18 protein-coding genes are annotated in these 22,763 nt (G+C 37.0%); 16 read left to right on the forward strand and 2 right to left on the reverse strand.

Going from position 1 to position 22,763, the window contains the following annotated elements; all coding sequences use genetic code 11:
- The 13 genes from BC751_RS11075 to BC751_RS11135 all read left to right on the forward strand — a co-directional run bounded on the left by BC751_RS11075 (nucleotide 1) and on the right by BC751_RS11135 (nucleotide 16,938).
- The gene (locus BC751_RS11075) at nucleotides 1-1,440 is read left to right on the forward strand and encodes a hypothetical protein (protein ID WP_130275586.1); all 1,440 of its coding nucleotides are present in this window, start codon (nucleotides 1-3) and stop codon (nucleotides 1,438-1,440) included.
- Entirely contained in the window at nucleotides 1,441-2,814 is a 1,374-nt protein-coding gene (locus tag BC751_RS11080) for an O-antigen polymerase (protein WP_130275587.1), read from the forward strand.
- A 7-nt stretch (nucleotides 2,815-2,821) separates the two neighbouring features.
- Nucleotides 2,822-3,916 (forward strand): glycosyltransferase, encoded by a 1,095-nt coding sequence (locus BC751_RS11085; RefSeq protein ID WP_207226872.1) that lies wholly within the window; start codon nucleotides 2,822-2,824, stop codon nucleotides 3,914-3,916.
- The gene (locus BC751_RS11090) at nucleotides 3,913-5,010 is read left to right on the forward strand and encodes a glycosyltransferase (RefSeq protein WP_130275589.1); all 1,098 of its coding nucleotides are present in this window, start codon (nucleotides 3,913-3,915) and stop codon (nucleotides 5,008-5,010) included. The genes BC751_RS11085 and BC751_RS11090 overlap by 4 nt, the downstream gene beginning before the upstream one ends.
- Nucleotides 5,007-6,224, forward strand: coding sequence for a glycosyltransferase family 4 protein (locus tag BC751_RS11095; protein WP_130275590.1), 1,218 nt, complete (start codon nucleotides 5,007-5,009; stop codon nucleotides 6,222-6,224). Before BC751_RS11090 ends, BC751_RS11095 begins: the two co-directional genes overlap by 4 nt.
- Complete coding sequence (locus BC751_RS11100; protein WP_130275591.1) at nucleotides 6,211-7,929, forward strand: capsule assembly Wzi family protein; 1,719 nt, start codon at nucleotides 6,211-6,213, stop codon at nucleotides 7,927-7,929. The genes BC751_RS11095 and BC751_RS11100 overlap by 14 nt, the downstream gene beginning before the upstream one ends.
- Before the next feature lie 54 nt (nucleotides 7,930-7,983).
- Complete coding sequence (locus BC751_RS11105; RefSeq protein ID WP_130275592.1) at nucleotides 7,984-9,300, forward strand: UDP-glucose dehydrogenase family protein; 1,317 nt, start codon at nucleotides 7,984-7,986, stop codon at nucleotides 9,298-9,300.
- A 465-nt stretch (nucleotides 9,301-9,765) separates the two neighbouring features.
- Complete coding sequence (locus tag BC751_RS11110) at nucleotides 9,766-10,920, forward strand: glycosyltransferase family 4 protein (protein ID WP_130275593.1); 1,155 nt, start codon at nucleotides 9,766-9,768, stop codon at nucleotides 10,918-10,920.
- Nucleotides 10,921-10,926: 6 nt separating this feature from the next.
- A complete protein-coding gene (rfbA, locus tag BC751_RS11115) occupies nucleotides 10,927-11,814 on the forward strand; it encodes a glucose-1-phosphate thymidylyltransferase RfbA (RefSeq protein ID WP_130275594.1) in 888 nt (295 codons plus the stop codon).
- A 575-nt stretch (nucleotides 11,815-12,389) separates the two neighbouring features.
- Nucleotides 12,390-12,623, forward strand: coding sequence for a hypothetical protein (locus tag BC751_RS11120; RefSeq protein WP_130275595.1), 234 nt, complete (start codon nucleotides 12,390-12,392; stop codon nucleotides 12,621-12,623).
- Nucleotides 12,613-12,960: a type II toxin-antitoxin system PemK/MazF family toxin gene (locus BC751_RS11125; protein ID WP_130275596.1), complete on the forward strand. Its 348-nt coding sequence runs from the start codon at nucleotides 12,613-12,615 to the stop codon at nucleotides 12,958-12,960. Before BC751_RS11120 ends, BC751_RS11125 begins: the two co-directional genes overlap by 11 nt.
- A gap of 140 nt (nucleotides 12,961-13,100) precedes the next feature.
- Nucleotides 13,101-14,963: a M1 family metallopeptidase gene (locus tag BC751_RS11130; protein ID WP_130275597.1), complete on the forward strand. Its 1,863-nt coding sequence runs from the start codon at nucleotides 13,101-13,103 to the stop codon at nucleotides 14,961-14,963.
- 1,606 nt (nucleotides 14,964-16,569) lie between these two features.
- Nucleotides 16,570-16,938, forward strand: a complete 369-nt coding sequence (locus BC751_RS11135; protein WP_130275598.1) for a GxxExxY protein — start codon at nucleotides 16,570-16,572, stop codon at nucleotides 16,936-16,938.
- Between the two features lie 685 nt (nucleotides 16,939-17,623).
- Here BC751_RS11135 and BC751_RS11140 read toward each other — a convergent pair.
- Together BC751_RS11140 and BC751_RS11145 are read right to left on the reverse strand one after the other, a co-directional pair.
- Entirely contained in the window at nucleotides 17,624-17,800 is a 177-nt protein-coding gene (locus BC751_RS11140; protein WP_130275599.1) for a histone H1, read from the reverse strand.
- 101 nt (nucleotides 17,801-17,901) lie between these two features.
- A complete protein-coding gene (locus tag BC751_RS11145) occupies nucleotides 17,902-19,152 on the reverse strand; it encodes an aminotransferase class I/II-fold pyridoxal phosphate-dependent enzyme (protein WP_130275600.1) in 1,251 nt (416 codons plus the stop codon).
- A gap of 181 nt (nucleotides 19,153-19,333) precedes the next feature.
- On the opposite strand from BC751_RS11145, the gene accC reads away from it, so the two are divergent.
- The 3 genes from accC to BC751_RS11160 are packed head-to-tail and all read left to right on the forward strand — an operon-like array spanning nucleotide 19,334 to nucleotide 22,709.
- A complete protein-coding gene (gene accC / locus BC751_RS11150) occupies nucleotides 19,334-20,836 on the forward strand; it encodes an acetyl-CoA carboxylase biotin carboxylase subunit (protein WP_130275601.1) in 1,503 nt (500 codons plus the stop codon).
- Nucleotides 20,836-22,137 (forward strand): DUF1015 domain-containing protein, encoded by a 1,302-nt coding sequence (locus tag BC751_RS11155; RefSeq protein ID WP_130275602.1) that lies wholly within the window; start codon nucleotides 20,836-20,838, stop codon nucleotides 22,135-22,137. The genes accC and BC751_RS11155 overlap by 1 nt, the downstream gene beginning before the upstream one ends.
- A complete protein-coding gene (locus BC751_RS11160; RefSeq protein ID WP_130275603.1) occupies nucleotides 22,134-22,709 on the forward strand; it encodes a Maf family nucleotide pyrophosphatase in 576 nt (191 codons plus the stop codon). The genes BC751_RS11155 and BC751_RS11160 overlap by 4 nt, the downstream gene beginning before the upstream one ends.
- Nucleotides 22,710-22,763: the final 54 nt, after the last annotated feature.

The following is a 22,763-nucleotide window of genomic DNA, read 5'->3' on the forward strand; positions in this document are numbered from 1 at the left end:
ATGAACTTTATAAAGATATTTCCAATAATTCTTTTATTGAAAACTTCTGAATGCAGAGGTAATAAAAGTATTCAAATTGAAGAAATTTCTGAATTGAATAAATCTATTGAATTCACATCTGATGATTATTATCAAGTGGAATTGTTAAAAATTGAAGAATTACCTGGAAGTGTAAGAAGGATATATAGAGAATGGGATGATTTAAGCCAAGAATCAAAAAAGATACTTTTTAATGATATATTTGAGAAAGAAAATTATTGGGGTTATTTTTTTTCAACTTGGGCTAAATATTCTTTTTACACTGAAAACCCCAAAATTTTAAGGATTTTTCAAGAAGCACTTCGTTTTGTAAAAAATGAATATTCAGTTGATGGAGTGATTATGACAGAAAGAGAAGTACTCGAAGGTCATTGGTATAGAGAAACTTTTGCTCGAAATATGCGACTTTTATTAGATGCTTATTCTTACACTAATGATTTGGCTGTTTTGGGGATAATTGAAGAGCAAACAAATCTTTGGATAGGAACAAACGAAAAGTCAAATGTTAAAGGATTTAAAATTTATCCTTACAGTTCAAAGTTAAAAAATGCAAGAAGCTCAGAGATAAACCCGAATCAAAATTTACAAATGGGGTTAGTTTTTTCGAAGCTTTACTTTAATGAAAAAAGTAAATTTTATATGAACGATTTTATTAAGGAATCTGCTTTGAATGAAATAAAAGCTGGCTTAAGTCTTGTTAGAGAAAATGGTTTTTTCCCTTTAAATCAGCATGCAATAAATGTAGGGGATTCCAATTATGCGGGTTTGTCAACGATTGTCTTATATGAATTAGCGCAAATATGGGCTGACCCTGATTTTATTGATATTTTGAAGAGGGTTGGAATATGGCTTGAAAAGTCTTTTAATGAATCGAGGCCATGGAATACAAAAGATGATTTACCAGACTATCATTTCGATCAGTTTACAGCTTTTAATTTATTTTCAAGAATCCCCGCATTTTATGCAGCCGGGCTTCCTTCCCAACGTGCTAAACAATGGATGGAGTTTGTAAAAACTAAGTTTACGGATTTTCAGATTTTAGATCTTACTCCTCGATGGGATAATTTACAATCACTACCTGAAAATTATTATTCAAATCATAAAAGAAATAAAGATCTAAAACATCTTCCCCCTAAATTGTATGTTCGAAAGGAAGATAATGTAGTTTTTATTAATGTTGTTGGAAGCGAGATTAAAGATTTTAAAATTTGTCAATTAGATCAAAATTCAATTAAAGACGGGGTGTTTGAAGACCTTGAAATAAAGGAAGGTGACCAATTAAAAGTGTATGATGTTCATAATAATATGACAACGCTTGTTTTTGGGCCATTAATGGCGGGGAGTCATCTAAAAGTTTTCGTAAATTTTTTTGATTACAACAATCCCATCAAAAATAAATAGATGTACTTAATTATAAGTTTATTTGTTTTAGTTTTTTCTTTTTTACTTTTTCAAAAAGCGTCAGGGACCTTGTCCCCTTTAAGGCTCAACATGATATCTTGGATTTTTTATTTTGAATTAATTATACAATATTTTATTTCCTCTCTTTTTGTAATATATGAAATTGATGAGCATTATTTAATTGGGAAAGTTTATGATTCCACAGCTAGGTCGCTAGGCTATTGGGCGATTATGTACACGATGATTTTTTTTCCATTGGGAATGGTTTTGGCAAATTTTGTTTGGAAAGCTAAACCTAAAGAACTTTTTGACAGGTATGTCAAAAAAGAAATTAAACCTTTTTATAGTAAAAAAGACTCTTTTTTAAGATTGCCCCTCTATTTTTTAACGTTAATCAGTGTTTCAGCAGTTTTATATACATTTTACATAATGAAAGAGATACCTCTTTTTAGTATGTTTTCAGGTAATTCAACAGTTGATTTAGCAATAGCCAGAGAAGAAGCCGGAAGAGGATTTCAAGGAAATTTTTTTATAAGGAATGTGTTTGGAATTACCTTGACACCAATCCTTTCCTATATTGCATTTAGTTATTATAAAATGACCAAAGGAAAGTTTGATTTTTTTTGGTTTTTGATATTATTTGTTTTTTCTATTCTTATAGTTACTTATAATATATCCAAAGCTCCTATAGTTCTTTATTTCCTTGGGTTTATTTTTTTTCGGGTATTAGAAAAAGGTAAAGTTAATAAGATGGTTTTGATATTAGGAGTAAGTGGAATATTAGTTCTCTTGCTTATATTCTATTCCTTCTTGAGCACCACAGAGTTAAACTTACTATTCGGTCTAAGATTTGGGATTCCAGGAAGGATTCTTTTCAGCCAAAGTGCTGCTGTATATCTTACCTTTGATACCTTCCCTAATTTTCATGAATATTTGGGAATCAGTAGTTTTTCCGACTATGTCTCAGTTTTTGGTATTCAACCTTCAGAACGTTCATCAAGGTTGTTAATGGAAAGATATTTTTCAAGTAGAGTTGAGGAAGGTACAGCAGGAGTATTGAATACTCTTTTTATAGCAGAATCTTTCGCGAATTTTGGTTGGTTAGGCTTGGCATTAGCGCCTTCTTATGTTGGCTTTTTAATCCAGACTATGTATGTGTTTTTCTTAAAATCCAGAAAAACGCCTGTATTCTTAGGTCTTTTTGCATATTTTTCCTATAAAGGAGGAGTTAGTGGGGGATTTAATGAATATATATATAATTCGGGGTTATTAATACTAATTGGTGTAATAAGTATTCTTTTTTTAAATGCTTCATATTTTAAGACTTTCTTTAGTAAGAAAGTGACAAGAACCTTAAAAGTCCCAAACAACTAAGATGAAGATGATTTTCCATTTGCCTTTTGAACCTGATAAAACTCGATTGTCAGCAAGTCAAATCAGGCCTTATAAAATGATTAATGCTTTTCAAAATGTTGGTTATGAAGTAGCCTTGGTAATTGGATCGGCTAAAACTAGAAAAGATCAAATTAAGCACATCAAAAAAAGGATATTAAACGGTGAAAAATTTGACTTTTTATATTCGGAAAGTTCTACTATGCCAACAATGCTAACAGAGTCGCACCATTTACCGACTTATCCTTTTTTGGACTTTGGTTTTTTTTATTTTCTTAAAAAAAATAAAATTCCAATTGGGCTATTTTATAGAGATATACATTGGAAGTTTAAACATTACAACGTAAGTTTTTTTAAGAAATCTGTTTCAACTTTATTTTATAAATTGGATCTATTTTTATATAAGAAACTAGTAGATGTTATATTTCTTCCTTCAATTGAAATGAAGGAATACATTTTAGAATTAAATTCCTTAAAAATTCTTTCTTTACCTCCGGGAAGTGAAAAACCAAATTTTGAAATTGGTGTACCAAAGAAAAAGAATGATTTAAAAATCCTTTATGTAGGTGGTTTAGGAGATCTTTACAATCTTGAGCTATTTTTGATCACTCTAACAAAATTGAAAAATAAAAACATTCAATTTACAATCTGTACAAGAAAGACAGATTATGAATTGGTCAAAGAAATGTATGATCAATATCTTGAATTTGAAAATATAAATTTGGTCCATGCTGGGGGTGAGGAGCTTAAAAATCTGTATAGAACTAGTGACATGTGTTGCCTTTTTGTCAAGCCAAGTCAATATTGGGAATTCGCAATGCCAGTCAAGTTATTTGAATATATTGCTTTCGAAAAACCAATAATAGCAGTAAAAAATACTTCAGTTGGAAATTATGTCAAGGAAAAAAACATAGGCTGGGCAATTGATTATGATGCTGATCAACTAAGTGTTTTTTTTAAAAAAATTATTCATAATGAATTAGATTATAATATTTTAACTGATAATCTCGCAAAAGATGCTCAAGCAAATACCTGGGAAAGTAGAGCTAATTATGTTGCTAATTGTTTAAAGAATTTTAAATGAGAGTTTTAATTTTAAGTGATGCCAATTCTATCCATACTGTAAGGTGGGTTAGAGGACTGAATTCATTGGGAGTCACAATTGGTCTTTGGTCTATTAATAAACCAGATGAAGGGTTGTATGACGATTGTAAAGGAATTAAAATATATCATTCAAGTATAAAGCAAGAGAGGTTCGGATTGATTTCAAAATTGAAATACCTTTCATTGCTTAATTTAGTTAAGAAGTGTATCCTAGATTTTAAACCTGATCTTTTACATGCACATTATGCATCAAGTTTTGGACTTTTAGGAGCATTATCTGGATTTAAGCCTTTTGTCTTATCAATTTGGGGAAGTGATGTATATGATTTTCCAAACCAAAATATTCTTTTTGCAAGAATTTTAAGATATAACTTAAAAAAAGCAGATTTTCTTTTGTCTACAAGTAAAGCTATGGCAAAAGAAGCATCAAAGTATACAAATAAAGATTTTTATATAACCCCATTTGGAATTGATTTAAGACTTTTTAAACCTGTCCCTAAATCTGAAGATACTATTTTTACAGTTGGAACTATTAAAACACTAGAGGAGAAATATGGGATTGATCAGTTGATTGATGCTTTCGCTATCTTTAAAAATAGATATCCGAATGAAACACTAAAGTTGGTTATTGTTGGGGATGGCTCTCTCAAAATTCAGTTACAAAAGCAGGCGAATGAATTAGGATTAAGCCAAGCTTGTGAATTTGTGGGTAATGTTAAATATGATAAAGTGCCTTTTTTCCATCAACAGTTAGATATTTGTATTTGCCTTTCAAATAGTGAAAGTTTTGGGGTTTCGGCTATTGAGGCGTCAGCATCCATGAGACCTGTAATAGTTTCTAATGTTGGAGGCCTACCCGAAGTTGTAAAAGATAATATTACAGGAATTGTTGTTCCTCAAAAGGATCCAAAAAGGGCTGCTGAAGCTATAGAAAAGTTGTTTTTAGACCATTCTTTAAGAAAGAAAATGGGGGAAGAGGGTAGAAAAAGAGTAGAAAAACTCTATGATTGGGATAAAAACTTATTGGATATGCTAAAAATCTATGAAAAGATTTTAGAAGATAAGGCAGTATGAGTAAGAAAAAAACTGTTTGGATTATTAACCAAGACGCAACAACTCCTGAAACAGGATACGCAGGGCGTAGTTATTATTTATCGGAAGAACTGTCAAACCTTGGGCATAAAGTTTACTTAATTGCAGGTGGGTATTCCCATTTACATTTTATTTCTCCAGATATTCAAAATGAGGTTGAAATAAAACCATTTTCTAAATTTGATTTTGTTTGGATTAAATTACCAAAATACGGAAATGCCCATAGTAAAAAAAGAATTCTAAATTGGTTTCTATTTGCTTTTAAAATCTCAAAATTATTGAATCACATCCCTAATAAACCTGATGTCATTATTTACTCATCACCTCCATTAATTGGGTTTTTAGGAGCATTAAAATTGAAAAGGAAATCTAAAGCTAATTTAATTTTTGAAATTCGTGATATATGGCCATTGACCCTTAAAGAAATCGGGGGGTATGGCAATTTCAATCCTTTTATTGTGTTTATGTCTTGGATTGAAAAATTGGCCTATAGAAAATCTGATAAAATAATTTCAAATCTATCAAATGCATTTCATTATTTGAGGAAATTTGGATTAAAGGAGGAAAAATTTTTATGGATTCCGAACGGTATTTCAATATCAGAAATTAACAAATCCATTCCTTTAAATCCTCATATTAATGAACTAATCCCCAAAAATAAATTTATTGTTGGTTATTCTGGGACTTTAGGAGCAGCAAACGCACTTGAATTTTTCATTCAGGCTAGTATACAACTTAAAGGTAGTCCTGATATCTTTTTTGTAATAGTTGGATCTGGTAAGGAAAAGCAAAACCTTATTTCCATGGTAGATGGAAACCAAAATATAATTTTCGTAGATCCTATACCTAAAGAACAAATTCATTCTTTGTTGTCCCGATTTGATGTTTGCTATCTTGGTTGGAGAAAACACGAATTGTATGAATTTGGTATAGGCTCAAATAAATTACCAGAATATCTTTCATCAGGCAAGCCAATTATTCATTCATATTCTGGTAAAAAAGATATTGTTTCAATTGCAGAAGCAGGAATAACGATAGAGGCTGAGAATTCTCAAGAAATAATTTCAGCTATACTTAAATTGTTAAGAATGGCTAAAAGTGAAAGAGATGTAATGGGTAAGAATGGGTTAAATTTTGCGCATCAATATTTACGGTATGATTCTTTAGCAAAAACTATTGAAAATGAATTATTTTAATTTCTCTTTTCTTCAAAGAACTCAAAATGCATTAAATGCACTTGTTACTTTTCTTCTTATTACCATTCTTTTTCTTTTATCTTCAACAGTGATTGGACAATCTTTACAGGTTGGGATTCCTGTAATTGAAGAATATGTTAGGAGAAATCAACTGTTAGGGAATGTAAACCAGGATTTTTCATTTAATATCAGACCTTTAGATGTCAAATTATTAAATGATGAATATTTCTGGAAAAACACAAATGATTTGTTAAAGAATGACACCACTATCCATTCATCAAAAAAAATACATTTCAATCTTTCTTTCTTGCCCCTCTTTTCAAAAAACCAAATTCATTCTGGCTCCCCCTATCCTGAAGTATCACAATTGATAAATTCGAAAGGGTTTCAGACCTACCTTACAGGAGGAGTCTTTGGCGAAATTGGTCCGTTAAGTTTTCAGATTCAGCCAGAAGCAATCTTTGCGCAAAATTCGGTATATGATTACGGAGTATCCAAATCAATATATACTGAGTATTTAGAACAATTTGGTGAGGGTGGTTATTTTAGGGTTTTACCTGGCCAAAGTAATATCAAATTGAATTTTGGTTCTTTTTCAATTGGAGCATCTACAGAAAATATTTGGTGGGGACCAGGGCAGTTCAATTCTCTCTTATTTTCAAACAATGCTTTTGGGTTTGAACATCTAACCTTCAATACCAGACGACCTGCAAAAACCTTTTTAGGCAGTTTTGAAGGACAATTACTTGTAGGAAGATTGGAGGGTTCAAATCTGTCAACAACTAATGTTAACAATCTACTTAATGATTGGAGATATTTGAATGGTATTACTATCAACTATCAACCAAAATGGACTCCGGGTTTATTTATTGGTGCATCAAGAGTTTTTCAACAATATGAGTCATTTAGAGGGAAATCTTTCAGAGATTATTTCCCAATTTTTGAGTTTTTCCAAAAGGAAAGGTTGTATCAGAATGGAGGCAGTTCACAAGAATTTAATCAAGAGGGTAGAGATCAACAACTAACAGGATTTGTAAGGTATTTTAACAGAAAAGCCAATGCAGAATTATACTTTGAATATGGTAGGAGAGATCATTCTTTAAACTGGAGAGAGGCAATTTTGAATCCAGAGCATGCAAGGGCTTATTTATTTGGCTTCACTAAATTATTTCAAGTTTCAGGTGAAGCTAATGTTCAGATCAGAGGAGAGGTCCTTCAACAGCAAGAATCTATAAACATAATAATTCGATATCCGGGAATTGGTGGAGGTAGTAATTGGGCAGGTCATTCACCAGTTACACATGGTTTCACCCACCGCGGTCAAATGCTAGGTCCAGGAGTTGGTCCAAGTAGCAATGTGCAAACTATGGAGGTTGCCTGGGTGCAAGGCTTCAAAAAACTTGGAATCAGATTAGAACGCTTGAATAGACATCAGGACATCTATCAAAAAAGATTTCCCGATCCCTCTGAGCAAGGAAGGTGGGTAGATTTATCAGCTAGGCTTTTAGCCGATTGGCAATGGAATAACCTGATTGTAAGTTCTAATTTGAATTTTGTCAATTCATTGAATTACCAATGGCAGCTCCATCCCAATAGTACTCCCGAATTTCCCCGTGGTCAAAACCTGTTTTCTGTTCATAGTCAGGTAAGTTTGATTTATTTTCCCAAGGGGTTGAAGCGTTGGCAAAAGAATTTATCGAATTAGTTGCTGGCTTATTAATATCAGCGACCTTATAGAAGTTTAATTTTATTTAATTTTATGAAAATTACCGTTGTTGGTACCGGATATGTGGGATTGGTTTCCGGTGCATGTTTTGCCGAAGTGGGTATCCATGTGGTCTGCGTGGATGTGGACCAGAAGAAGATTGAAGGCCTAAAAAGGGGAATCATGCCCATCTATGAACCTGGCTTGGAAGAAATAGTCAAAAGAAATTATGCCTCAGGAAGGTTGGACTTTAGTACCAATCTTTCTGAAGCCATACAGGGTTCCGAAGTAGTCTTTATAGCTGTTGGAACCCCTCCAGGGGAAGATGGTTCCGCAGACCTGAAGTATGTTTTGGCCGTAGCAGATGAAATTGGACGCAATATGAAGGACTTCCTGGTAGTGGCCACCAAGAGTACCGTTCCTGTGACCACTGGAGACAAGGTTAAGGCCAGCATCCAAGCCGCCCTGGAAAAGAGGGGGACGGATATTCCTTTTGCGGTAGCATCCAATCCTGAATTCCTGAAGGAAGGGGCTGCTGTGGAGGATTTTATGAAGCCGGACCGTATAGTGATCGGGGTAGAAGATGAAAGAGCAGAAGCCATCATGAAGCGCTTATATAAGCCTTTCCAGTTGAACTCTGACCGTATCATCTTTATGGATATCCGCTCAGCGGAGATGACCAAGTATGCCGCCAATGCCATGTTGGCCACGAAGATTTCTTTTATGAACGATATCGCCAACCTTTGCGAAAGGTTAGGGGCGAATGTTAGCATGGTTAGAAGAGGGATAGGGACAGACCCCAGAATTGGAAATAAATTCATCTACCCTGGTGTAGGTTACGGAGGTTCCTGCTTCCCCAAAGATGTGAAAGCCATTATCAAGACAGGTAAGCAATATGGTTATGACCTGAAGGTGCTTCAGGCCGTGGAAGAGGTAAACGATGCCCAGAAACATGTGCTGGTGGAAAAGGTAAAACAACATTTCGGCAGTGAACTGAGCGGAAAAACCTTTGCACTATGGGGTTTGAGTTTCAAGCCTAATACAGACGACATGAGGGAGGCGCCTGCAATAGTGATCATCGACGAACTCTTGGCTATGGGGGCTAAGGTAAAGGGTTACGACCCCGTAGCCATGAAAGAAGCCCAGCATATCTATGTGGGGGACAAAATTACCTATGCCAAGGATGCTTACGATGCCTGTGTGGACGCTGATGCCCTTTTATTGGTGACAGAGTGGTCTGAGTTCCGTATCCCAAGTTGGGAGGTGCTCGCCAAAATTCTAAAAAACAAGGTGGTCTTCGATGGCAGGAACATCTATGACCGTGGGTATTTGGAGGAATTGGGTTTTACGTATTATGGGATAGGAGTCTGAGGAGAGGCCAGAAGCGAGAGACGAGAGATTAGACTCGATTCCTGTGGTAGAAACTAGAAGCGAGAAGAGGGAGATTAGACTCGGTTATCCTTGCTATGAAGATTGCCCTATTGGAGCCAACAAATAGACTAGATCGGTTGTGGGACTTGATTGGGAGGTCAGTAGGCATTAGCGAAGGTAATTCCGGTCTAATGTCTTATGTCTAGCGTCTTGTGTCTTGAAATTAGAAGCGAGAAGCGAGAGATTAGACTTGATTCCTGCACTAGAGTCCAGAAGCAAAGCTTGTCCCGAAAATCGGGGAACCAAGAAATAAGACTCGATTGGTTGTGAATGGTTCAAGAATTGTCCCGCCACAGACGGGCAAGCTTGGACCATTTTTTTGTATTCAGACAATTGCGAGGATTTTTGGGGTTTTAGTTTTTTGTAAGAAAACAATCTATTTTATTTGTGTATATTTTGATTGTTATGAGCGCTATCACATTATTTTTAATAGCCTTGATCATAGGCCTATTAACCATGCCAATATTGATCAGGATTTTTCTTAAAATGAAAGTGACTGATACTCCGGGGGGGAGAAAAATCCATAAAAAACAAACCCCTTCCATGGGAGGAATTGTCATTTACCTCGCTTCCATGGTTGCTTTTTTATTCGGAGCATATTTTTTTGAAATAGAAGAATTAAGGTATGTTTTGGCAGCATTTACATTGTTGTTTTTCACTGGACTAAGTGATGATTTGACAACTTTGACCCCCCCTCAGAAATTAGCAGCTCAGTTTATTGCTAGCCTTTTGATTATTTTCTTTGCCGATATAAGAATATCAGGTTTTTATGGTTTCCTTGGAATTGAGGAAATACCCTTGTGGTTATCTTATTCTCTTACTTTTGTTGTCATCATTGCTTTGACTAATGCATTAAACCTTGTTGACGGATTAGACGGCTTGGCAGGAACTTTGAGTTTCTTGAACTTTTCTTTTTTAGCTTGGTGGTTTATGGTCACCGACAATGAACCTTATAGTAAATTATGTGTGGTGTTTCTAGGAGCAGTACTCGCTTTTTTGGTTTTTAATTGGCAGCCAGCTAAAATTTTTATGGGAGATACAGGATCTTTGAGTATTGGTTTTATGTTGGCTGTTTTAACCGTATTATTTATTGATAGCAATGGCAAACTTTCTGAAACTCATCCTTGGAAATTTAATGCGCCAATAGCTTCTGGAATTGCTTTAATGATTGTTCCGATTTATGATACTTCGAGGGTTTTTATAAAAAGGATAAGGAGAAAAAAATCACCTTTTAGTCCCGATAAAAGTCATGTTCACCACTTTTTGATGAGATCAGGTTTCAGTCATGGGCAAGTTGTACTCGTGTTGGGATCTGTTAAATTATTATTTTTCGGGATTATCATTTCGGCTACATCACTCTCTGATGAATGGATGATCCCAATAGTTGTTGGAACTTGTATATTATTAGGTCTTAGGTTGGATGCTTTTACCTTGAGCAGAGTTAGGTATTTAGCTAAAAAATCACCTCCAGTATTGGCATTGAGATCCGTAAGTTCCCTTTCTTCAAAAACTGGTTTGTTGAAGAAATTTCCTGAAGAAATAAATCTGTCTGAAAATTAAGTGTTTATGAAAGGTATCATCCTCGCCGGAGGCTCCGGGACCCGTTTGTATCCTATTACAAAGGGAACTTCAAAACAGTTATTGTCTGTTTACGACAAACCCATGATCTATTATCCCCTCTCTGTTTTGATGTTGGCAGGGATAAGAGAGATTTTGGTGATTTCCACACCAGAAGACCTGCCTAATTTTCAAAAATTGATGGGAGATGGCTCGGAGATAGGACTGGAGCTGTCTTATGCCGTACAACCAAGTCCTGATGGTCTGGCCCAAGCCTTTATCATAGGGGAGGAATTTATCGGGGATGATTCCGTGTGCTTGGTCCTTGGGGACAATATATTTTATGGTCATGGACTTACTGAACTCCTACGTCAATCCAGAAATAATGTAGAAGAACAAGGACAGGCAACAATCTTTGGTTATTACGTCAATGACCCAGAGCGCTATGGGGTGGTGGAGTTTAATGGGAATAACCAGGTATTGAGCATAGAGGAGAAACCGTTGGAACCCAAAAGCAATTATGCTGTGGTAGGCTTGTATTTTTATCCCAACTCAGTGGTAGAAATAGCCAAAAATGTAAAACCAAGCGCCCGGGGTGAACTTGAAATAACCTCTGTGAACCAGGAATATCTAAATAGAGGGGAATTGAAAGTGGAATTGATGGGCAGAGGTTATGCTTGGTTGGATACAGGAACCCATGAATCCATGTTGGAAGCGGCTAATTTTATCCATACTATAGAAAAACGTCAGGGTTTGAAAGTAGCCTGTCTGGAGGAAATCGCTTTCGATCTTGGTTATATTGATGACAAACAATTGATGGCTCTTGCTGAACAACTTAAGAAAAATGAATACGGCCAATACCTGATCAAAAGGGCAAAAGCGAAGAAAAGAGGGTAGGGGTAATTGGGATATCGGAAGGTGGATATCGGAAGGGAGATTTCGAAAAATTGAGGAACGAGGGAAAAAGAAAAAGTAGGGTTTACAATGGTTGAGTATTCAGACTTGGACCTTAATATGAGCAGTTTTCAAACGAAAAACTAAAGTCTTTGGACTGCATTGTCCACGAATCACTTATTGGTACACGAATTACACTAATTTTCACAGAAAATAGATTTCAGCGAATTGAAGCTGACCCCTGATGATACGTTCGATGGATGTAATTAAGACGAAGTCTTTCATTCGCAGTAATTTTTATGCTATAGCCTTTGATAACAGCTGTTCGGTTGATGTCTTTTTCAGGGAAATTTATTTCGTGTAATTGGTGCAATTCGTGGACAAAAGAAAATAGTAGTAAGCCCCGCTTGCTTTCCAATCTTCAGAATACTTAAATTTAGTCTTTGGACTAATGCGTATGCGATTAGCATTTTCAAAATTTTAAATTTTTAAGAGTAAATTCTCTATTTCCCACCGAATAAGTCAAACTTTTTTATGTGACTTAAAGTATATACTTTTGGTATATATGCCATTTGATTATGAAAACCTTATCTCTAAAACTTGATGAAGTTGTTTTTGAAGAAACAGAACAACTGCTAGAACAAATCAAGATGCCTAGGAATCGCTACATCAACGAGGCTCTTAACTTCTACAACAACATTCAAAAAAAGAAAATCCAAAAAAAACAATTAGCTTTTGAGTCTAGCCTTGTAGGTGAAGAATCTATTTCTGTATTAAAGGAATTTGAAAATCTAGACGAAGATGAAAGCTAAACAGTATGAAATTTGGTTAGCTAATTTAGATCCAAGATTTGGGACAGAGGCAGGGAAAACTAGGCCAGTTTTAATCGTACAAACGGATGCCCTTAATGATGTTCACCCTTCTACCTTGATATGTCCAATCACAACAAATGTCCAACTCGAAAGTAAAATTCTTAGAGTGCACTTAAAAAAAGGAACAGCAACAGTAAAAGAAAATTGTGATATTATGATCGATCAGCTCAGGGCAATCGATAATAAAAGATTGATAAAGAAACTTGGTAAACTACCAACTTCAAGTATCAAAAAGGTTAAAGAAAATATAAAAATTGTTCTCGATTTAAACGACTGAAATCCGTCTTCCGATTTCCGAAATTCCTTCCATTCCTAATTCTTCACTCTCAATTCTCAATCAAAAGCTTTTTTCCACTACTGGTTTGGGCAGAATGGGTTTTTATTCTATTTTTCAGGTCGGAAACAATTAACCAAAATATGCTAAAGAGATTTAAGTTGAGCATTGGCTTCTGTTTGCTGTTCCTCAGCTTTGGACAAGTTGAAGCCCAAGTGGAGCGCTGGCAACAAAAGGTCAAATACGAAATGGATGTAACCATGGATGTACTGACCAATCAATACCGTGGTACCCAAAAATTGCATTATACCAACAACTCCCCGGATACCCTGACAAGGGCATTTTACCACCTTTATTACAATGCCTTCCAGCCCAATAGCATGATGGATGTGCGCTCCAGGACCATTGCAGATCCGGATAGAAGGGTAGGTAACAGGATTTTTAATCTAAGTCCAAATGAGATCGGATACGTAAAGGTAAATGTATTGACCATGGATGGTAAACCCACCAATTTTGTTCATGAAGAAACCATTTTGGAGGTTGACTTACCTGAACCCATCTTACCAGGTCAAACTGTGGTATTCGACATGGAGTTTGAATCGCAGGTGCCTTTGCAGATCAGAAGGGCAGGAAGGGATAATGCGGAAGGCATCCGCTATTCCATGGCGCAGTGGTATCCCAAAATGGCTGCCTACGATATCAGAGGCTGGCATGCTAATCCATATATAGGTAGGGAGTTTTATGGCAATTTTGGGGATTTTGACGTTAAAATCACTATCGATAAAAATTATATCCTAGGAGGAACAGGCTATTTACAGAATGCCAATGAAATTGGTCATGGCTACGAGGATGCCGGAGTTAAAGTCCCCCAGCCAAAGGGAAATACACTTACCTGGCATTTTTTCGCACCTAATGTCCACGATTTTATGTGGGCTGCTGACCCCAATTATACACATGAAAAAGTCCAGATGGAAAATGGCCCCATGGTACATTTTCTTTATGTAAAAAATGATAAAACCCAGGAAAACTGGTCTAAATTGAAGGGATATACGGTGGATGCCATTCAGTATATGAGTGACAATTTTGGGAAATATCCTTATAATCAGTTTTCAGTCATCCAAGGAGGTGATGGAGGCATGGAATATCCCATGGCTACCCTGATCACAGGTCACAGGAATATGAGAAGTTTGGCGGGTGTCACAATCCATGAACTCATTCACATGTGGTACTATGGGGTCTTGGGCTTCAATGAGTCCTCAGAGCCTTGGTTGGATGAAGGTTTTACAACTTGGGGTACTAACGTAGTGATGGATGCTGTTTTCGAAAAGGAGCCAGGATTTATTCAGGAAGGTAATTACCGTTCTTATTTCAGGTTGGTGGAATCCGGATTTGAAGAGCCATTGACTACCCATGCGGATCATTATGACCGGAATTCGGCTTATGGCGCAGGTACCTATACCAAAGGAGCTGTTTTTGTGGAGCAATTGGCTTATGTCATCGGGAAGGAGAATTTCAACAAGGCCATGTTAAGGCTTTGGAATGATTGGCAATTTAAGCATCCTAATGGCAATGATGTTATCCGGGTTATGGAAAAAGTTTCTGGATTGGAATTGGATTGGTACCTGGATTATTTTGTAGCGTCAACCAAAACCATTGATTACGGAGTCAAGTCAGTGGAGCCGGATGGACAAAATACCAAAATATCTTTGGAAAGGGTTGGTCAGATGCCTATGCCTTTAGATTTGGTGGTTACCTACCAAGATGGATCTCAGGAAAGCATTTATCTTCCTTTGGTAATCATGAGGGGAGAAAAGCCAGAAGAAGCAGGAATGCCCAAAAGGGTGTTGACCCAAAAATGGCCTTGGACCAGTTATACCAAAGATGTAGTCCTGGCAAGACCCATTTCAGATATTAGGTCTGTGGAAATAGATCCGAGTTACAGATTAGCTGATGTCAACAGAAGTAACAATAAATTTGAGGTAAGCATTGTTTTGCCTTCGAAGTAATTTAATCAAATCAGATGATCAAGGCCCCCTAAATCGAATTAGGGGGCTTTTTTTTTGAGATTCTTGCTTTTCCCTAATGAGTCTTTTGTTTATTCTAAAAGTTTTTTTTTTGAATCATAAATATGCTATGGTTCAGTTTTTCAAATTCGTGCAATTGGTGTAATCCGTGGATAGAAAAATTTTGTCCACGAATTACACATATTTCCACGAAAAGATAGCTTTTGGTAAAATAAAGTCAGAAAGTAAACAGAGGTGATGATTTTTGCGAATTAAAGCTGGCGCTTGGTGTTACGGTCGGTGAAAGTCACATAAAGACGAAGTCTTTGATTCGCTTTAATTTTTTTCTACAACCTCAGGGATAATGAAGTGGAAGTTCTTGTGAAAAGTACAACTCACATTCGTGTAATTAGTGAAATTCGTGGACAAAGAATATTGGTCCACGAATTACACGGATTTCCACGAAAAGATGGCTTTCGGTAATATAAAGTGAGAAAGTAAACAGGGGTGATGATTTTAGCGAATTAAAGCTGGCGCTTGGTGTTACGGTCGGTGAAAGTCAAATTAAGGCGGAGTCTTTGATTCGCTTTAATTTATTTCTACAACCTCAGGGATAATGAAATGGCAGATCTTGTAAAAAGTACAACTCAAATTTGTGTAATAAGTGTAATTCGTGGACAAAGAATATTGGTCCACGAATTACACGGATTTCCACGAAAAGATGGCTTTCGGTAATATAAAGTGAGAAAGTAAACAGGGGTGATGATTTTAGCGAATTAAAGCTGGCGCTTGGTGTTACGGTCGGTGAAAGTCACATTAAGGCGGAGTCTTTGATTCGCTTTAATTTATTTCTACAACCTCGGGGATATAATGAAATGGCAGATATTGTAAAAAGTACAACTCAAATTTGTGTAATAAGTGTAATTCGTGGATAGAAAAATTTTGTCCACGAATTACACGGATTTCCACGAAAAGATGGCTTTCTGGAAAATAAAGTCAGAAAGTAAACAGGAGTGATGATTTTAGCGAATTAAAGCTGGCGCTTGGTGATACGGTCGGTGATGGTCTCATTAAGGCGGAGTCTTTAATTCGCTTTAATTTTTTTCTATAACCACGGGGATAATGAAATGGCAGATCTTGAGAAAAGTACAACTCACATTCGTGTAATTAGTGAAATTCGTGGACAAAATAGTGGTCCACGAATTGCACATAGTTCCACGAAAAGATAGCTTTTGGTAAAATAAAGTCAGAAAGAAAACAGAGGTGATGATTTTTGCGAATTAAAGCTGGCGCCTGGTGTTACGGTCGGTGAAAGTCACATGAAGACGAAGTCTTTGATTCGCTTTAATTTTTTTCTATAACCACGGGGATAATGAAATGGCAGATCTTGAGAAAAGTACAACTCACATTCGTGTAATTAGTGAAATTCGTGGACAGAAAGATATCGTCCGCGAAATACACGGAATGTACCAGGGAATAAATTATCCATAAATTTATAGAGTAGAACCAAAAGTGGTTATGAAATTTAGGATTGAAGTTTTTCACCTTTTTAAATTATATTTATAATTTCTTTCTTATATTTTATAGTTGAATTCTTTCAAAGACCGAGATGATCTATTATAAAAATGAATCTTTTCAAATAGTTGGAGCTGCAATGGAAGTTCATAAAGAGCTTGGACATGGCTTTCTAGAAAAGGTGTATCATGAAGCCCTAGAAATCGAACTTTTAAATAGAAATATCGAATTTGTGAAAGAGCAAAAATTACCAATTTACTATAAGGAAAATAAGTTGCCAATAGTTTATTCAGCTGATTTCGTTTGTTTTGATAAAATCATTTTGGAAATAAAAGCTATTTCTGAGCTAAGTCCAGAACACACTGCTCAAGTAATTAATTATTTAAAAGCAACCAAAATGAAGTTGGGTATACTTATAAATTTTGGTTCCAATTCTTTGGAATTCAAAAGGATAGTTCTTTGATTGTTGAAGTGAAGCTTATTCTTGTCCACGAATTACACGGATTTCCACGAAAAGATGGCTTTCGGTAATATAAAGTGAGAAAGTAAACAGGGGTGATGATTTTAGCGAATTAAAGCTGGCGCTTGGCGATACGGTCGGTGATGGTCACATTAAGGCGGAGTCTTTGATTCGCTTTAATTTTTTTCTATAACCACGGGGATAATGAAATGGCAGATCTTGTGAAAAGTACAGCTCACATTCGTGTAATCCGTGTAATTCGTGGACAAGAAAATTTGGTCCACGAATTGCACATATTTCCACGAAAAGATGGCTTTCTGGAAAATAAAGTCAGAAAGTAAACAGGAGTGATGATTTTAGCGAATTAAAGCTGGCGCTTGGTGTTACGGTCGGTGAAAGTCAAATTAAGGCGGAGTCTTTGATTCGCTTTAATTTTTTTCTATAACCACGGGGATAATGAAATGGCAGATCTTGAGAAAAGTACAACTCACATTTGTGTAATTAGTGTAATTCGTGGACAAAGAATATTGGTCCACGCCCACCTGCTCCAAGCAGGAATTGAATGGATTTTCACGAATTAGTTTATTCAAAGAAATCAAGTAAAGTATTTTGGGGTTATTATCAATAACCAATTAAACAAAAAAGGTGGTCTATTAAGACCACCTTTTTTATGTAGATTTCATGAAAATCACCCAGCGTTTTTCTTTTCCTGAACTTCTTTACGAATTTCCTGTGCCAAAGTCTTAAGGTCTTGCATACCTTTTCTTACTCGGGTTCCAGCAGCTTGGTTGCCTTTGCTGTAGAACTTTTCGAAGTCAGCCTCCAAACCCATCACAAGATTTTTAATTTCTTCAAATCTGCTCATAATCAAAAGTTAATTTTTAGGTTGATGATTAGTTTAATTTTTTGTTCAATATAGTCAAAATGTTTATAAAACAACAATCTGACCCATTTTTTCGCTTTTTTTTATTCACCAAATGACATGGCCAATTCGGTGGATCTGTAATATCCGCTGGTCAGCTTATCCTTAACTGCCTCAAAAGCAGCGATTGTTTCAGCTACATCTTCCAAAGTATGGACGGCAGTTGGAATCAATCTCAAAATGATCATACCTTTTGGTACCACGGGATAAATCACCACGGAACAGAATATATTATAGTTTTCTCTTAAATCCTTACTCAAGGTCGCAGCTTCACCTACAGTACCGTTCAATACAACAGGAGTAACTGGCGAATTGGATTTTCCTGTGCTGAAGCCTTTTTCCTGAAGCCCACTTTTCAGCGCATTGACAATTTTCCATAGGTTATCTTTAAGTTCAGGTTGTGACCTCAATAGCTCCAATCTCTTTAACGCTCCTTCTACCAACAACATAGGTAGGGATTTGGCAAATATCTGGGATCGCATGTTGTATTTCAGGTATCGGATAACATTGGCATCCCCGGCAATAAATGCACCAATTGAAGCCATAGATTTGGCAAAAGTTGAGAAGTACAGGTCGATTTGATCCTGTACACCTTGTTCTTCTCCAGTTCCAGCTCCTGTTTTTCCCATAGTGCCAAAACCATGGGCATCATCCACCAATAACCTGAACTGATATTTTTCTTTTAGCTTTACGATCTCAGCCAATTTTCCCTGGTCACCGGTCATGCCAAATACACCTTCAGTGATGACCAAGATGCCACCACCTGTTTCTTCAGCCAACTTGGTAGCTCTTTGAAGCTGCTTTTCACAGTTTTCAATATCATTATGAGGAAATACATACCTTTTACCTAAGTGCATCCTCAATGCATCGATGATACAGGCATGGCACTCACTATCATATACCACCACATCTTTTCTGTCCAATAGGGCATCGATGGCAGACATAATCCCTTGGTAGCCATAGTTCAAAAGGTAAGCACTTTCCTTGCCCACAAATTCTGCCAATTCGCGTTCCAATTGCTCGTGAAGATCAGTCTGACCGGACATCATTCTTGCTCCCATAGGATAAGCAGCACCCCACTTAGCCGCCGCCTCAGCGTCGGTCTTTCTTACTTCAGGGTGATTGGCCAGCCCCAGGTAGTTGTTTAAGCTCCAGGTCAACACTTCCTTGCCTTTAAATTTCATTCTTGGAGCGATTTCTCCTTCCAGTTTAGGGAACATAAAGTATCCCTCAGAAAGATCCGAATGCTTGCCCAATGGGCCAAGATTGGTGTGTAGTTTGTCGAATAAGTCCAATGTCTTATACTGTTTAATGGTACAATTCTGTCTTAAGGTTCATACCTTAAAATCGGCCAAAAGTAATATAAATTGTCCATCCTTGCAAAAATCAGGGTGCTTTTCAAATTTTCTTTCTCTAACTCGTTTTATTTTATTTATTTCGTGGGTTAAGCCTTTTTGTCAGAAATAAACCCTGAATATGCAAAAAATCAAGAAGCTTTTGGTTGCCAACCGTGGTGAGATCAGTTTGAGGATCATGAGGACAGCTAAAGAAATGGGAATCAAGACGGTAGCTGTTTACAGCGAAGCAGATAGAAACTCCCCTCATGTGAAATTTGCCGACGAAGCTGTTTGTCTTGGACCTCCACCTTCCAACCAATCTTATCTTTTGACGGATAAGATCATCGAAGCTTGCAAATCATTAAATGTAGATGCCATCCATCCGGGTTACGGCTTTTTATCAGAAAATGCCTCTTTTGCAAAAATGGTGACGGACGCGGGGATCATTTTTGTAGGACCCTCACCTGAATCCATTGAAGTTATGGGCAGTAAGTTGGCAGCCAAAAATGCAGTTGCCAAGTATGGTATCCCCATGGTTCCGGGTACCGAAGAAGCCATTTCAGATATTCAAGCCGCCAAATTAAGAGCCGAAGAAATCGGTTATCCAATCTTGATCAAAGCCAGTGCGGGAGGAGGAGGAAAAGGGATGAGGATAGTGAAATATGAAGCTGAATTTGAGGAACAAATGCAGCGCGCCATTTCGGAAGCACAGTCTGCTTTTGGGGATGGAGCCGTATTTATCGAAAAATACATCACTTCGCCAAGACATATTGAGATACAGGTATTGGGTGATGTGCACGGAAATATTGTGTATTTATTCGAACGAGAGTGTTCTGTTCAGAGGAGGCATCAAAAAGTGATAGAGGAAGCACCTTCCCCAATAGTATCTCCGGAAATGAGAAAAGCCATGGGCGAGGCAGCCGTAAAGGTAGCCAAAGCCTGCCATTATTATGGAGCAGGGACAGTGGAATTTATAGTTGATGAAAACCTTAACTTTTATTTTCTGGAAATGAATACCCGCCTGCAGGTAGAACATCCTGTTACGGAAATGATCACAGGAAAAGACCTGGTCAAAGAACAAATTCTGATTGCAGAGGGGAATCCACTAAGTTTTACCCAGGAAGACCTTAAAATCAATGGCCATTCCATCGAAATCAGGGTTTATGCTGAAGACCCGAAAAACAATTTCCTTCCCGATATTGGTAACCTGATGACCTATATCCGTCCCCAAGGTCCTGGTGTCAGGGTAGATGATGGATTTGAGCAAGGAATGGATATCCCCATTTATTATGACCCAATGATTGCCAAATTGATCATTCATGACGAAACCAGGGAGAAAGCTATTAAAAGAATGATCCGGGCAATAGATGATTACCAGATTACAGGTATTGAGACAACCCTTGGTTTTTGCCGCTTTGTACTGGAGCATGAGGCCTTCACCTCTGGGAATTTTGATACTAAATTCGTTGAAAAGTATTTCAGTCCAGAGAACTTGGAAATTAAATGGAAAGATGAAGAGTTAGAATTATTGGCCTCTTTGGCAGTGGAGGTTTTTGAGAAGCAGAAAACCAATCTGAAGCGGGTGTCCGGACAAAGCGGAAACGGAATTCCAAGGACCAACTGGAAAAACAGATTGATTTGATGGCAGAAATCCTACCCATTAAAGCCTGGAGATATCACGAGCGTTTTGCTGCTAATATAGAAGAATATACCTCGCCTTTGTTTGATGTGGTTTCACCAAAACAAAGGCAGGTGCTATATGGAAATCCATATAACAGTATCCATCTATCTGTTCCTTTAGGGGAAAATCCTGCCCAAAGGGCACAGCTGTTATTGGAAGAGTGGAAACAAAATGAAATCATACGGCAAGATAAAATACCGGGCATTTACGTTTATTACCAGTATTTCAAATTTCCAGGGCAGGAAGAAGAGTCTGTGAGAAAGGGTTTTATAGCCCAAATCAGGGCATATGATTGGGAGGAAGGGGTAGTTCTCCGCCATGAAAATACGATAGCCAAAGCGGTAAATGACAGGATAGAATTGCTGAGAGCAACCCAATTCCAATCAAGTCCAACACATGGACTTTATGAAGATCCTTTGCACCTTTTGGAGCCTTATATGGATGCCGCTATTGAAGATCCTATTTATGAATTAGAAGATTATCAAGGAGTAAGAGAAGTGCTTGCTGTCATTCAGGATGTAAGATTGATCAAAAAATTCATTGAGGTAATCGCCAATAAAAAGATCATTTTGGCAGATGGTCATCACCGTTTTGAAGGAGCCATTACCTACAAAAAGGAAATGGAGAGCCTTAACCCACTCCATACCGGCAAGGAAGGGTATAATTACCATATGATGTATTTTACCAATGCGCTTTCTAAAAACCTAAGGATTTTACCTACACACAGGCTATTCAAGGATATTACGCTGAAAGAGGAAGAAATCATCAGCCGTCTTGAAAATTGGTTCGTTGTCAGGAGACTTAATGAGGTGGATGAAATCATGGAACTTATCCTTCAAAGGAAGTGGGCATTTGGGCTTGTTTTTCCGGAAAATGCTTATAAAATAAGCCTAATTCCTGAAAGGATTAAGGAATTTGATGAGCAGGTGCCTGAAGTGCTCCGAACCGTAGACTTGGTGGTCTTGCATTATTTTTTTATAGATAAGGTTCTGGAAATACCAATGACCGAACAGCGGTTTTCAGAACATATTGACTATGAAAGGAACCTGCATCGGTGTCTGCAGAAGGTAGAGACAGGAAATGCTTCATTTGCAGTGATCACCAAGGATATTTCCATGAACCAGGTATTAGATGTCTGTAAAAGTGGTTATACCATGCCTCAAAAATCTACCTATTTCTACCCGAAAACTTTATCGGGTTTGCTTTTTGCATCCATTGAGGAGTCAGAGTTCAAATTTCCCTATGAAGCTTTTCTGCCATGATTGACCTCAAAGGAAAACAATTGATACTTGCTTCGAGGTCTCCTAGGAGACAGGAGCTACTTAAAGGCCTTCATCTTGACTTTGAGATCAGAATCAAAGAAACGGAGGAAGATTTTCCTATAAACATGCCTGCAAATCAGGTGGCCCCTTTTTTATCAGAAAAGAAAGCCAGGGCCTTTGAATCTGAACTTAAGGCAGACGAAGTGGTCTTGGCATCAGATACCGTGGTGGTTTTAGAAGGTAAAATCCTGAACAAACCTGCTGATTCAGAGGAAGCAAAACAGATGTTGTTTTCTCTCTCAGGAAAAGTACATGAAGTCATGACCAGTATTACGCTGTTATCCCCACTAAAGTGTGTAACCCAACAGGATATAGCCAAAGTGACTTTCAAGGTCCTCACTGAAGAAGAAATTAATTATTATATCACCCATTTCCAGCCCTTTGATAAAGCAGGGGCTTATGGTATTCAGGATTGGATTGGGTTTATAGGGGTTCAAAAACTCGAAGGATCATTTTATACAGTCATGGGTTTGCCTGTTCATTTGGTGTATAAAGTATTGAATGAATGGTAATTTTCGCAAATGACATTTACCCTCTTTTATAATTTCAGACTATTGAACTAAGTT

The organism is Cecembia calidifontis (assembly GCF_004216715.1).
Taxonomy (GTDB): Bacteria; Bacteroidota; Bacteroidia; order Cytophagales; family Cyclobacteriaceae; genus Cecembia_A; species Cecembia_A calidifontis.

What these genes read in the sequence shown, in the direction of transcription:
- BC751_RS11100 (WP_130275591.1), top strand. Translation starts at nt 6,211, where the DNA reads ATGAATTATTTTAATTTCTCTTTTCTTCAAAGAACTCAAAATGCATTA.
- BC751_RS11120 (WP_130275595.1), top strand. Translation starts at nt 12,390, where the DNA reads ATGAAAACCTTATCTCTAAAACTTGATGAAGTTGTTTTTGAAGAAACA.
- BC751_RS11110 (WP_130275593.1), top strand. Translation starts at nt 9,766, where the DNA reads ATGAGCGCTATCACATTATTTTTAATAGCCTTGATCATAGGCCTATTA.
- BC751_RS11085 (WP_207226872.1), top strand. Translation starts at nt 2,822, where the DNA reads ATGATTTTCCATTTGCCTTTTGAACCTGATAAAACTCGATTGTCAGCA.
- rfbA (WP_130275594.1), top strand. Translation starts at nt 10,927, where the DNA reads ATGAAAGGTATCATCCTCGCCGGAGGCTCCGGGACCCGTTTGTATCCT.
- BC751_RS11075 (WP_130275586.1), top strand. Translation starts at nt 1, where the DNA reads ATGAACTTTATAAAGATATTTCCAATAATTCTTTTATTGAAAACTTCT.
- BC751_RS11140 (WP_130275599.1), bottom strand. Translation starts at nt 17,800, where the DNA reads ATGAGCAGATTTGAAGAAATTAAAAATCTTGTGATGGGTTTGGAGGCT.
- BC751_RS11095 (WP_130275590.1), top strand. Translation starts at nt 5,007, where the DNA reads ATGAGTAAGAAAAAAACTGTTTGGATTATTAACCAAGACGCAACAACT.
- BC751_RS11135 (WP_130275598.1), top strand. Translation starts at nt 16,570, where the DNA reads ATGATCTATTATAAAAATGAATCTTTTCAAATAGTTGGAGCTGCAATG.
- BC751_RS11105 (WP_130275592.1), top strand. Translation starts at nt 7,984, where the DNA reads ATGAAAATTACCGTTGTTGGTACCGGATATGTGGGATTGGTTTCCGGT.
- BC751_RS11125 (WP_130275596.1), top strand. Translation starts at nt 12,613, where the DNA reads ATGAAAGCTAAACAGTATGAAATTTGGTTAGCTAATTTAGATCCAAGA.
- BC751_RS11160 (WP_130275603.1), top strand. Translation starts at nt 22,134, where the DNA reads ATGATTGACCTCAAAGGAAAACAATTGATACTTGCTTCGAGGTCTCCT.
- BC751_RS11080 (WP_130275587.1), top strand. Translation starts at nt 1,441, where the DNA reads ATGTACTTAATTATAAGTTTATTTGTTTTAGTTTTTTCTTTTTTACTT.
- BC751_RS11090 (WP_130275589.1), top strand. Translation starts at nt 3,913, where the DNA reads ATGAGAGTTTTAATTTTAAGTGATGCCAATTCTATCCATACTGTAAGG.
- BC751_RS11155 (WP_130275602.1), top strand. Translation starts at nt 20,836, where the DNA reads ATGGCAGAAATCCTACCCATTAAAGCCTGGAGATATCACGAGCGTTTT.
- BC751_RS11130 (WP_130275597.1), top strand. Translation starts at nt 13,101, where the DNA reads ATGCTAAAGAGATTTAAGTTGAGCATTGGCTTCTGTTTGCTGTTCCTC.
- accC (WP_130275601.1), top strand. Translation starts at nt 19,334, where the DNA reads ATGCAAAAAATCAAGAAGCTTTTGGTTGCCAACCGTGGTGAGATCAGT.